11 protein-coding genes, 2 other RNA genes, 1 pseudogene and 1 riboswitch are annotated in these 12,245 nt (G+C 35.1%); of the genes and pseudogenes, 12 read left to right on the top strand and 2 right to left on the bottom strand.

Annotation, left to right across the window (positions count from 1 at the left end; all coding sequences use genetic code 11):
- The first annotated feature begins 417 nt into the window (after positions 1 to 417).
- Positions 418 to 4,080 (top strand): dynamin family protein, encoded by a 3,663-nt coding sequence (locus Q9306_RS07505; RefSeq protein WP_306196880.1) that lies wholly within the window; start codon positions 418 to 420, stop codon positions 4,078 to 4,080.
- On the opposite strand, the gene Q9306_RS07500 is transcribed toward Q9306_RS07505, so the two are convergent.
- Positions 4,077 to 4,331 carry a DUF3931 domain-containing protein gene (locus Q9306_RS07500; protein ID WP_306196878.1) on the bottom strand — a complete coding sequence of 85 codons (255 nt, stop codon included), beginning with the start codon at positions 4,329 to 4,331 and terminating at the stop codon, positions 4,077 to 4,079. The genes Q9306_RS07505 and Q9306_RS07500 overlap by 4 nt on opposite strands.
- Before the next feature lie 70 nt (positions 4,332 to 4,401).
- On the opposite strand from Q9306_RS07500, the gene Q9306_RS07495 reads away from it, so the two are divergent.
- From Q9306_RS07495 to ssrS (Q9306_RS07475), 5 genes are all read left to right on the top strand, one after another.
- Positions 4,402 to 4,863, top strand: a complete 462-nt coding sequence (locus Q9306_RS07495; RefSeq protein WP_306196876.1) for a GNAT family N-acetyltransferase — start codon at positions 4,402 to 4,404, stop codon at positions 4,861 to 4,863.
- A 12-nt stretch (positions 4,864 to 4,875) separates the two neighbouring features.
- The gene (locus Q9306_RS07490) at positions 4,876 to 5,148 is read left to right on the top strand and encodes a YpbS family protein (protein WP_306196874.1); all 273 of its coding nucleotides are present in this window, start codon (positions 4,876 to 4,878) and stop codon (positions 5,146 to 5,148) included.
- 2 nt (positions 5,149 to 5,150) lie between these two features.
- Positions 5,151 to 5,984, top strand: coding sequence for a sulfurtransferase (locus tag Q9306_RS07485; RefSeq protein WP_306196873.1), 834 nt, complete (start codon positions 5,151 to 5,153; stop codon positions 5,982 to 5,984).
- A gap of 115 nt (positions 5,985 to 6,099) precedes the next feature.
- Positions 6,100 to 6,284, top strand: a non-coding RNA gene (gene ssrS / locus Q9306_RS07480) — 6S RNA.
- A 21-nt stretch (positions 6,285 to 6,305) separates the two neighbouring features.
- Positions 6,306 to 6,490: non-coding RNA, 6S RNA (gene ssrS, locus Q9306_RS07475), on the top strand.
- A 306-nt stretch (positions 6,491 to 6,796) separates the two neighbouring features.
- Here the strand turns inward: ssrS (Q9306_RS07475) and Q9306_RS07470 are convergent.
- A complete protein-coding gene (locus tag Q9306_RS07470) occupies positions 6,797 to 7,246 on the bottom strand; it encodes a hypothetical protein (protein WP_306196871.1) in 450 nt (149 codons plus the stop codon).
- Positions 7,247 to 7,327: 81 nt separating this feature from the next.
- Here Q9306_RS07470 and Q9306_RS07465 point away from each other — a divergent pair, with 81 nt between their 5' ends.
- From Q9306_RS07465 to Q9306_RS07440, 6 genes and pseudogenes are all read left to right on the top strand, one after another.
- A complete protein-coding gene (locus Q9306_RS07465; RefSeq protein WP_306196868.1) occupies positions 7,328 to 7,639 on the top strand; it encodes a hypothetical protein in 312 nt (103 codons plus the stop codon).
- Between the two features lie 3 nt (positions 7,640 to 7,642).
- Positions 7,643 to 8,875 carry a glutathionylspermidine synthase family protein gene (locus tag Q9306_RS07460; protein WP_306196866.1) on the top strand — a complete coding sequence of 411 codons (1,233 nt, stop codon included), beginning with the start codon at positions 7,643 to 7,645 and terminating at the stop codon, positions 8,873 to 8,875.
- The gene (locus tag Q9306_RS07455) at positions 8,872 to 9,258 is read left to right on the top strand and encodes a DUF350 domain-containing protein (RefSeq protein ID WP_306196865.1); all 387 of its coding nucleotides are present in this window, start codon (positions 8,872 to 8,874) and stop codon (positions 9,256 to 9,258) included. The genes Q9306_RS07460 and Q9306_RS07455 overlap by 4 nt, the downstream gene beginning before the upstream one ends.
- Before the next feature lie 77 nt (positions 9,259 to 9,335).
- A riboswitch (M-box (ykoK) riboswitch) is annotated at positions 9,336 to 9,501 on the top strand.
- A 310-nt stretch (positions 9,502 to 9,811) separates the two neighbouring features.
- On the top strand, positions 9,812 to 10,534 hold the full coding sequence (locus tag Q9306_RS07450) for a P-type ATPase actuator domain-containing protein (RefSeq protein ID WP_306196863.1): 723 nt from the start codon (positions 9,812 to 9,814) through the stop codon (positions 10,532 to 10,534).
- A gap of 117 nt (positions 10,535 to 10,651) precedes the next feature.
- Complete coding sequence (locus Q9306_RS07445) at positions 10,652 to 11,518, top strand: 5'-3' exonuclease (protein WP_306196861.1); 867 nt, start codon at positions 10,652 to 10,654, stop codon at positions 11,516 to 11,518.
- Positions 11,519 to 12,090: 572 nt separating this feature from the next.
- A pseudogene (locus Q9306_RS07440) lies at positions 12,091 to 12,159 on the top strand (FbpB family small basic protein); the annotation flags it as partial.
- Positions 12,160 to 12,245: the final 86 nt, after the last annotated feature.

Here is a 12,245-nt window from a genome sequence, read left to right as displayed (position 1 = left end):
TTTTTCAACTGTTAACATTGCGCCTTTGAGTTATAATTAGAATGCACAACTATCTACGACTCCTTTAAAATAGGCAGTATGAAAGCTCTCTGAAAGGGAGCTTTTCTTTTTTAAATATATATTGATAATCATTCTCTTTAATGATAAAATATATTTAAAATTGATAATCATTATCAAAAGATAAGGTGTGATAATTATGGTATATGCATTTTTAGGAGGAACAATTGTTTTATATGCAGTTGTAACAAAGCATGTGTTACATCGAGTAGGAGCAACTAAATAATGAACTATACTACATAGAAATCCTTTTCGTTTCCATAGAGATGAAAGGGATTTTTTTATTTTTTTACTGTGAAGATGCTGAAAATTTAGTAATATAATAGATGGATACATCATGGAATAAAGGGGCACGAGGGGATGACAAACACATTGCAAACAAACAGTTTACAAAAGCTCGTTTGTTTTTATGAAGAATGGCAGAAAAAAGGTGATATAGAACATAGCGAGAAGTTGCTTGAAGTTGTACGTAAGTATAAAGATGACCAACTGATGATAGCATTTTGCGGGCATTTTTCTGCTGGAAAATCAACAATGATGAACTATTTATTTAAAAATCAATTGTTGCCAACTAGTCCGATTCCAACGAGCGCGAATGTTGTAAAGATAGAAAAAGGACCGAATCGCGTTGTCGTTATTTTAAAATCAGGACAGAAATACGAGTATGACGGTATGTATACAGCAGAAGAATTAAAAGAGCTTTGCAAAAATGGCGATGAAGTGATTGGCATTCATATTTATCGTAATGATGCACCGCTTTCAGATGATGTTGTTCTTGTTGACACGCCGGGTATTGATTCAACTGATGATGCCCATCAACTTGCAACAGAATCGACATTGCATCTTGCTGATGTAATATTTTATATGATGGATTACAATCATGTGCAATCAGAAGTAAATTTACAGTTTGTTAAAGAGTTAAAACAGCGTAACAAAACCGTTTATCTTGTTGTGAATCAAATTGATAAACATAAAGAAAATGAGCTACCTTTCGAGGTATATCAACAAAGCGTAGCGCAATCATTTTTTAATTGGAATATAGAAGTTGACGGTATCTATTATACGTCTTTACGTATGCAGAATCATTCACATAACGAATTAGGCCAGCTTGAGCAACGCCTTTCCTCAATTATAAAGGAAAAAGATATGTATGTGAAAAGAGGAATGGAGAGAGAAGTATCTTATTTGTTACAAGAACATTTCTCGTTTTTACATTCACAATATGAAAAACAATTAGAGCCGTTTCAAAAAGAGTTAGCATCGATGTTATCGCTTCAAGATGTAACAGCGATTTTAGAACAGCTTGCGGAAAAAGAAACACATGTTACAAATACAGTACCGCAAGTGAAAGAACAGTTTTTTAGTGGCTTGCAAAATATTTTAGACAATGCATATTTAATGCCGTTTGAGATGCGGGATTTAGCAAATCAATATTTAGAAACGAAGCTCACAAAATTTAAAGTTGGTTTACTGTTTTCAAAAGGAAAAACTGAGCAAGAAAAACAGCGTCGTTTAGAAGCGTTTTATGAGGAACTACATAAAACGGTAGAGACGCAGCTTGATTTTCATATGAAAGAGTACGTTGTCTCCTTTTTTAAGAAAAAAGAGCTATTCACAGAAGAACTTGGAAAAGTAATACATGACTTAAATGCAGACTTTACTCCTGCATTACTGGAAGCGACGATTAAACAAGGAGCAGGATTTACTGGCGATTATTTGCTTCATTATACAGAAGATGTAGCAAATGAATTGAAGAAACGTTATCGCCGCGAAGCACAAAATATATTTGAGAAAAGTTTGCCGCTCTTGCACAGCAAAGTACAAGCTGATAGTCAACATGTACGAGAAGAAATAACGCAATATGAAGCGATTCAAAAGGCAAAGGATATAAAATTACAGTGCATGCAAGAGTATGATCAGTATGAAAACTATTTACAAGATATTTGGCACAATCGTTTTTCAGTTCCACAAACTATAGATATTGAAAAAGCGTTACAACAAACAAAGAAAGTAACAAACGAAAAATTTCAATTACAAGCACAATTCGAAGTAGAGGATGAACTCACTGTCAATGAGTCCGAACCAAACAAGGAAACAAAGCTTAACATTGCACAGATTATAGAGCATGTTAAGGATGCAGAAGATGTTTTGCAGCATATTCCAGTTCTTAAACATGTACAACAAGAAATCATAGAGAAAAGGAAACGTGTGGAAGCGAAACAGTTTACAGTGGCGCTATTTGGAGCGTTTAGTGCTGGGAAATCTTCCTTTGCGAACGCATTATTAGGAGAAAAGGTATTACCAGTATCACCAAATCCTACAACAGCAACAATTAATCAAATTTTGCCTGTAACAGATGAGAAACCGCATGGTACGGTAATTGTACAGTTTAAATCAGAAACGGCACTTTTTGAGGATTTAAAAGCTGTTTATAAATTATTTTATCGCGAGATTACTTCCTTGGAAGAAGCGCTTCTGCAAATTGATGATGTCTTGCAATATCCAGCACCAAGTGGTAGACAAAAAACAACGTTTAGTTTTTTACGTGCTGTGCAGCGTGGATATGATGATGTAAAGCAACGTTTAGGAGAGCAATCTCATGTAACATTAGCTGAATTTGCTGATTATGTTACCAACGAAGAAAAATCATGTTTTGTAGAGTACATGGAGCTTTATTTTGATTGTGAATTAACAAGGCAGGGCATTGCACTTGTGGATACGCCGGGGGCAGATTCTATTAACGCTCGCCATACAGACGTAGCGTTCCAATATATAAAGAATGCAGATGCAATTTTATTTGTAACATATTATAACCACGTGTTTTCACGAGCAGATCGAGAGTTTTTAATTCAACTTGGTCGTGTGAAAGATACATTTGCACTTGATAAAATGTTTTTCTTAATTAATGCGGCTGATTTAGCACAGTCTGAAGAGGAATCACAAACAGTAAAAGGATATATTAGCGATCAATTATTACAGTATGGAATTCGTAATCCACGTTTGTTCGCAATATCTAGCTTATTTGCATTAGAAGAAAAACAAGGAAAAGAGATTTCGAAAGAAGCGTATGGCATTTTACAACAATCTGGCTTAGCACAATTTGAACAAGCCTTCACTTCGTTTATTATGAGAGATTTAATGCTTGTATCGGTTCATTCTTTACACGGCGCACTTCAAAATGGTTATAAGCTTCTTGCAAATATGATTGAAAGCGCAATGCAAGGAAATGAGGTAAAAGAACAGCAACGAAAAAAATATGAAGCAGAACGCGAAGAACTGCTTCACATGATTTCTTCCCACAGTGTTATCACAGAGGAAAAGTCTTTGGAAAATGAAATAAAAGAACTTCTGTATTATGTAAAACAACGGTTATTTTTACGTTACAATGATGTATTCACAGAATTTATTAATCCAGCTTCTTTACGAACGCAAGGGAATGTGAAAGATAAATTACAAGAGTGCATGATGGAGTTAATTGCTTTCTTACAACATGACTTATTACAAGAAATGCGTGCAACTTCACTGCGTCTTGAAAAATGGATAAATGAAACGATGAGACATGCACAAGATGAAGTAATAGAGCAATGTGTGACAAGAAATGAACAGCTTGTAGTTCATACAGATGTAACATATGACTATCGCGTTCGTACTCATGAAAACCCGTTTCCTAATATAGAAGAAAAACAATTTAGAAGAGCGCTAGCTCATTTTAAAAGTGAGAAAAATTTCTTCGAGAAAAATGATAAAGCATTGATGCAAGAAGAAATGAAGCAAACGTTAGAACCGTTTGTAGCAGATTACGTAACAGAAGAACAACGCCTATTTATTAGTCATTATAAACAAGAATGGCTTCATAGATGGCAACTTGTGAAAACAGCTATGATGCAAGATATCACACAATACTATGAAAGTTTATTATTCGCGTTATTGGAAACAATTGATGTTTCTGCATACGAACAGAGAAAAGAAGAATTAAGAAAGAAGTTACAAAAAATAGAAGTTGAACTAGAAGAAAAGTATTAAGAGAAAAAAATACGTTCAATCCGTTTTTGTAGTACAGTATCTAATGATTTTACAAATCCGGCAAATTCATCTGAGGAAACCATATGAGTTAGGACGAGACGTCTTCCATCTGGCGTTTCGCCGCATAAGACGAAGGAAGAGAACTCATATGGTTTTCCTTCTATCACTAATTTTGGATAGGAGTACGTACCGTTTTTCTTTTTCTTCTCATCAATGGAGATTATATTGCACTTCTTTTCATTGTTGTCCATAATGATGACCTCCTTTGTATTACTTATGGAAGACAAGTATGGTTTAGAACAAAGAGGAGAGAGAATTTTTATGGAAGAATTAGTAATTGAACGTGTTTCACCAAATGAAGCGCCGCTCCAGCTACTATTACTTGCTGATCCAAGCGAACGACAATTGAAATCGTATCTTTATCGGGGCATCATTTATGTCGCAAAGCGTTTTGAACATGTGATTGGTGTATATGTATTGTTAGAAACGCGTCCTAATACAATGGAAATCATGAATATTGCTGTTTCTGATGGGGAACAAGGAAAGGGCATCGGAAAGCAGCTGTTACAGCATGCGATTCAAACGGTAAAAGGACAAAACATGCACACACTTGAAATTGGAACGGGTAATTCTAGTGTCTCGCAGCTTGCTTTGTATCAAAAATGTGGATTTCGCATTTTTTCTATTGATTTTGATTACTTTTCCAAGCATTATGAAGAAGAGATTATGGAAAATGGCATTGTATGTCGTGATATGATTCGGCTTACGATGGACTTAAATTAGGGGGAAGAGAACATGGAAGTACATGTAGCAATTACAGCGCATTCTCGTAAACAAAATGAAGTGGTGAAAGCTTTTCTACAGTTAGACGCACAGCGTGAAGCGGCGATTGAAGCGGCTGTATCACTTGCGTTAAATGGGAAATCTTTCTCCGTTGATGTAATTAATATGGTAACGAAACAAATTAATGAACTTGCAAAAAACGGTATTGCACAGCAACGTAAGATTGTAACAGAAGATATGGTAATGGAATACGTAGGACGTTTAAAAGAGAAAGAAGGTCGTTAAGTATGATCGTTACAGCCGAATGGTTACACGAACATATACAAGATGAGCAGGTTCGAATTATCGATTGCCGTTTTGATTTAGCGAATGCAAATTGGGGAAGAGAACAATATAATGAAGCACATATTCCGTTTGCGCTCTATTTTGATTTAAATAAAGATTTATCAAGTCTGGTTACAAAGCATGGCGGACGTCATCCGCTTCCATGTATAGAAGAATTTGTACAAAAGCTTTCACAAGCTGGGATTGATGAGCATACGACAGTTGTGGCATATGATAGCCAAGGCGGAGCAATGGCTTCTCGTCTATGGTGGCTCTTAACGTATCTTGGGCATAACAAAACATATGTGTTAAATGGCGGTTTCCCAGCGTGGAAAGAACAAAATTTTGAAGTAACGAATGAGCTAGCAGTCTTTGCACCTAAGACATTCGTTCCATCTATACAACATGATACTGTTGTAACAATGGAAGAGCTGCAAGCTAAAATTAGCAAACATGCAGATGTTACACTGATTGACTCGCGTGAACCAAAACGTTATGAAGGATTAGAAGAATTAGTTGATAAAGCAGCTGGTCACATTCCAACTGCGCAAAATTATTTTTGGAAAGATGGTGTAACAGACTCTGGTGCTTTTAAGGAGCAGAAGGCACAAGAAAATCGTTTTATCCATCTTGATAAAAAGAAAGAAACGATTGTTTATTGCGGATCTGGTGTAACGGCATGTCCAAACGTATTAACATTAAAAATGGTAGGGTTTACAAATATAAAATTGTATGTAGGTAGCTGGAGCGATTGGATTTCTTATCCTGAAAATACAATTGTAAAAGAAGAACAGTAGCCTATTGCACGTCAAAAAAATTTGTATTACAATAGGAGCACAAACAAGAAATACTTAAAAAACAAATTATTTTACACATTGCGAACAATGTGATAAGATAACGACAAATAAATAAAACATCCTGCGGTGTGCGTAACTTATTTATGTCTAAAACCGATGATAGTAATACGGAAGTTCGATATTTAGATGCCAACATCATGCCTTTCTTTGAGAAGGAAGATGAAAGGCAACTGTGAGAACATCCACCTGCGAGTAGCGGGTTTTTGGACATTTACGAGAGACGGCACGTGCGGGGTTCTATTTATACTTATGATTAATAATAACTGCCTACGATGTACGTAGCTTGTGTATGTCTTAAACCAATGATAGTAATACGGAAGTTCAATATTAAAATGTGGCCATCAAGCCATCTTTTTAAGAAGGAAGATGAAAGCCTTTTTGAGAACATCCACCTGCGAGAGTGGGTTTATGGACATCTAAATGAGAACGGCATATGTGGGAATAAAAAAACCTTACGTTTTATACGTAAGGTTTTTATTTTTTTGTAAGTCTACTAGGAATAATTTGAGTTTTATTGTGTGGATAACATAAAAAATATTCGTGTGATTCAAATGTATGTATATTCATTTGAATTTTTCGACATATAAGTCGCTGCCATACAACATACCTGTTATTAGCTTTTTCCATTTGTTTTAAATATCGCATGTGGCAGAAACAAGTCCTGACCGTTTCTATGCATGGCCAGATGCTCTCGTCCCCCTAAAAAGAAAGGAGGTTTTTAAACTTGTATATATAGTATAGGATTTTTAAATTTACCTACATTCGCCTGTAAATTCTCCATAATAAACATAGCATTTTCGATCTTCATCAATCTCCCTAGAGTCTAAGGAAAATTCCATTAATATTCCGTCCCTTTGAACATACAAAATATCTGAATGGAGATGTGTTAAGATTTCCTCATGATTCCATACATCTTTACTTTCTATTAAAATCGAATTTTCTTCTTGTAGTTCTCTAATCTCAAAACCTATATGGGAATATATTGTTTCTGAAGAATCATCGAAGAACTTTTCTTTTTTGACATATATTACTGCTGTTCCATCAGAGTCCATCGCAGTCGCGGTTACGATATACGTATCCCCTTCTTTAATGAAATACTCACAAGTCATCCTTGCGACAGTTTCGGAAATGGAAATATATGGATAGTTCCATAAGGCAGGATATTGTTTAGCTTCATCATTGAGTCGATATTCTAACCGCAATCGTAATCCCTCTTCCTTTTTCTTCTATTTTATCATGAATTCTTTTATAATAAAAATATAATATATAAGGGGCGTGGAAAGGTGACAAAAACAAAATTGTTAGTAACAGGCGTTCTTTCTTCTTTAATGGCCGGCACTTTATCTGGCTGTACAAAAGATCTCCCTCCAAAACCAAATGATAGAAGCTGTTCCGATTGGGACTTTGATGATGAACTTGGAGTGTGGAGATGTGATGACAATCATTCAAGTTATCATGGGCATTATTATTACAGTGGTAATTATTATCAAAATAAATCAACTTTTAAAAGTTCACCTGAATTTAAGTCTTATCAATCTTCTTCTAATTTTAAAGGAGGAATTGGAAGCGGTTCAAAGGGCGGATCTGGAGGTTAAATCATGTCGTTTTACATAAAGGAACGAAGGCAATTTTACTCAAGGGTTCCTTACTTTTGGTCTGACTTGTACGGAAGTGAGTATAGCCTTTTTCATGTTTTTGAAATAACTGAACAAACTATTAGGCAGTTGCAATTAGCAACAGAACGAATGGGAAAAGTATTTTTTAAGACTGCTAGCCTTCTTCGAACCTTGCCTGATGATCAGCTTCTTGAACTTGGTTTTCCATCTTCAAGTCTGCCTTTTATCAGAATGAAATCTCTGTTTCCTGAATCTATTATTTCACGGTTTGATTTTGCTTTGACGGATGGTGGTATCAAAATGCTTGAGTTTAATAGTGATACCCCAACTTTTATTGTGGAATGCTTCCAAATGAATGGCATAGTATGCAAAGAATTCAATTATCATGACCCAAACGAGAATCAGGACCGTCTTCTTTCTTCTGGTATCACAAAAGCCGTAATGGAAGCTGCTAAAGGGATGAGAATGCCAAACGTTGTCTTCACAGCCCATCATGAGCATATAGAAGATTGGAATACTACTATGTATTTGAGTCAGCTATGTCAGGTGAAAAATAAAATGGTGTCAATGTCAGAGCTTCGAATTACTGAAGATGCTTTGGTCGACAGAGACGGTGTGCCAATTGATATTTTGTATCGTCAAACATATCCTATCGAAGATTTAGTTGTGGATCGGGATCCTAAAACTGGGGACTTTGTCGGGCTTGAGTTATTGCAACTTGTAGAGAAAGGAAAGCTTTTTATTATAAATCCTGTTTCATCCTTTCTACTTCAGCCGAAATCGATTCAATGCTTGGTTTGGGGATTAGCTGAGATAGGTGCTTTTTATACGAGTGAGGAACGACAATGGATTAAGGAATATATGCTTCCTACTTACTTAGAACCAGATTTATTTTTAGGAAAAAGTTCTTTTGTTCAAAAACCCTCGTTTGGCAGAGAAGGTGACACGGTTATAATTCGTGACAAAGACAAGAGTATTATGATTCAAAATTCAAATCAAACGTATAAAAAGGAACTTCCCGTATTTCAAAAATATATAACGCTTCCAGTTGTTTCTCTTGAGACTGAAAAAGGGAACGAGGAGCTATCGTATGTGTTTGGATCGTTTTTAATTGCTGGGAAACCAAGTAGTATTGGTATACGTGCCGGTGAAAAAATTACGGGAAATGAATCTTATTATTTACCTGTTGGGATTAAAAAGGGGGATTGTAATTGATGAACTTTTTACTTTATGTAACTGTTTCGTTCGGTCTTTTAAGTATCGGTTTATTTCTTATGGAAGTGACAACAAAAGTGAAGGAATTTTCATTAATAGCTAAAGGAAATAAAGCAGCAAGCTACGTGCTTGGAGGAAGACTTCTTGGTCTTGCTATCGTCTTGTATTCTACTGCTGCTCATTCTGTTTCACTAATGGATATGGCATTATGGGGAGCGATTGGAGTTTTAGCACAAATCGTTGTATTTTATTTAGCCGAATTGTGCACACCACGTTTCAATATTAATCAAAGCATTGAAGAAGATAACCAGGCTGTCGGACTTTTTCTTATGTTTTTATCAATTTCCATCGGAGTTGTGATTGCTGGGTGTTTAACATATTAAAAACCTCACAAGGAAAAGTTTGAATACAAAGTGTTGACATCTATTTTAAATAGGAGTAACATTTTTCTTGTAACTAAATATGTCTCTGTTAGGTGAGGCTCCTGTATAGAGAGATGCTACTGCCCAAAAATGTCGAGAGACGCCAATGGGTCAACAAGAATGATCGAATTAAGGTCTTTTTTAATGTAGCTGGTTAAGAACCTATGCTATACAGTGCTAAAGCTCGGCGAGGGAGAGGTGCAATTGTTTTTAATATAGGCTACATAATACGTAGTTATATTAAGCGTTGCTTATTTATGTATGTTCAGACCTTTACTCGCTCTCGGGTAAAGGTCTTTTTTATTAGGGTGTATCTGTTATACATAACTAAAAGTAATCATATAAGGAGGTGAGGAGCAATGTCAGCTTCGGACTCGGTTCCGTTACCCAGGTATTTCGAAAATAGAATGTGTAATGTAGGTAGGAAACGACTTGTTCCTCCCTCTATATCTGTAATTAGATAAATTGAGAAACAATGAGTTTCTTCCTGCATGTGTGAAGGAGGAGACGGACGGTGTTATATGTAAACAAACGAGAAGGAATTATAAATAATATAACTCATAAAAAAACGATAAAAGTACAAGAGGTTTTACAAAAGAATAATGAAATGCTGATGGAAGTTGCGATTCGAGATGTAAAATCTGTGTATGCTTATTTTAAAACAACAAGAAATGGCCTTTCTGTTAAAGAGGCAAAAAGACGTATTGTACAATATGGGAAAAATGAACGATATGTGAATAAAAAAGTGATGTTTACTCATATGATGATGAAGTTGATGGGAAAAGTAAGTTTGTTCGAAAAGGAAGCGAATCAAACGAACATAATAACATCAAAGTCAGTTACTGTTTTAAGAGTAGCAAATGATAAAGTGAATGGGATAGATACAGATTCTGAAATAATGAATATTCCAACAGAAGAATTGGTCCCAGGAGATGTGATTTGCCTTTCTGCAGGTGATACTGTACCGGCTGACGCTCGCATTATTTACGCAAAAGATGTACTAGTTGATGAATCTCCTTTAACAGGAAAAGAGATGCTTGTAGAAAAGTATGAAAGCTGTTATCACATTGAAAAAAAACGATTTATGCCGTTAAAACGCATAAAAGATTATAATCCACTTTGTCTTGAAAATTTATGCTATCAAGGTACTCACATTGTTAGCGGAACAGCAAAAGCAGTTGTTGTTTCCACTGGAAATAATACGTATGTGGAATTATTACATCAATGTTGTAAGTAATATTTATGGATGCTAAATAAAGCAAATCATTGTATAATAACAGTTACAATCATTAATTGATTATACAACCTTGCGTCATGACGTGAGGTTTTTATTTTTGTCATTAGGAGATGAATTATGAAAAAAGTATTATTAGTAGATGGTATGGCACTATTATTTCGTGCCTTTTATGCAACAAGTGTGTATGGACAATTTATGAAAAGACAAGATGGTATTCCAACGAACGGGATTCATGGTTATATGAAGCATTTATTAACAGCAGCTAGTACAATTGAACCGACTCATATTGTAACGTGCTGGGATATGGGGAGTACAACGTTTCGAACAGAAGCATTTTCAAACTATAAGGCGAATCGCGGAGCACCGCCAGAAGAATTAATTCCACAATTTGATCTAGTGCAAGAAATGACTGCCCATTTATCGATCCCGGTTATTGGTATGAAAGGATATGAAGCTGATGACTGTATTGGAACACTAGCAAAAGTGTATCAACATGAAGCAGAAGTGTTTATTTTAACAGGTGATACAGATTTGCTACAGCTAGTTGATACAAAAACTACAGTCATGCTACTTCGAAAAGGAATTGGAAATTATGAATTTTACACACCTGGGAAAATTATGGAAGAAAAAGGCGTAGAACCATGGCAAATTGTTCATGCAAAGGCATTTATGGGTGATTCAAGTGACAACTATCCAGGTGTTAAAGGCATTGGTGAAAAGACAGCTTATAAGCTTATCCAAGAGCATGGAACAGTTGCGGGTGTTTTGGAAAACATTATATCATTAACAAAAGCACAGCGTACAAAGATCGAGAGTGACTTAGACAATTTGCACATGTCACTACAACTTGCACAAATTCATTGTGAGGTACCAATTTCGTGCCAATTAGAAGAAGCATTTCACACAATTGATAAGGAAAAAATACAATTGGTTTGTGAGCAAATGAACTGGGGCAGACCAGAAATATTTGTAAATATGTTATAGAAAATAGCTTTTGTACAGAACTTATATTAGAAATAACGCCCCATCAAATTACGAATTTGATGGGGCGTTATTATTTATATAAAGATAAATAGAAGAGATAAAAAATCGTTCTTCTTTATAAAGATATATAAATCAATTTTAATTTTTCGACATATAAGTTGCTGTTATGCAGACTGCAACACCACCTGTACTCGCTTTTTCCCTTTGTTTTAAAACATCGCATGTGACAGGAAAAGGCCCTGACCGCTTCTATGCACGGCCAGATGCTCTCGTCCTCCCCTAAAAAGAAAGAGGTTTTTATGTCGGTTTTTTAATTTGGATATATATAGTAAACAAGTTGTTGGCAAATTTACGTTTGAATAGAAGAATGATATAGATTAAAAATATACGTAGTTTTCATTTCAAATTCAAATGGATTTCACACGAATCTTTTATTATTACAACAATACAGATAATTATTTATCTTTTATATAAATAAAATTTTTTATCTCGTATGTATGAGTTCCCCCGTTCAAAGAGAAACGAAGAAGATAGGGGGATCTCACTTGTAATAATAAAGGAGGAAGATTGGTATGCGAAAAAGAATAAGAAAATCCTTTAAACAGTTATTAATAGAAAATAAACAATTATTATTGAATGAATCAATTTCATAATTGTTTCTTTTCCTGAGTTGGATGGACAGAATTTTAGAGGTGGGGGTTTTGAAAATACTAAGCGGCTTGATTCA

Origin of the sequence: Bacillus multifaciens (assembly GCF_030756675.1) — a bacterium.
GTDB lineage: Bacteria > Bacillota > Bacilli > Bacillales > Bacillaceae_G > Bacillus_A > Bacillus_A multifaciens.
This window is presented reverse-complemented; position numbering and strand designations above follow the sequence as displayed.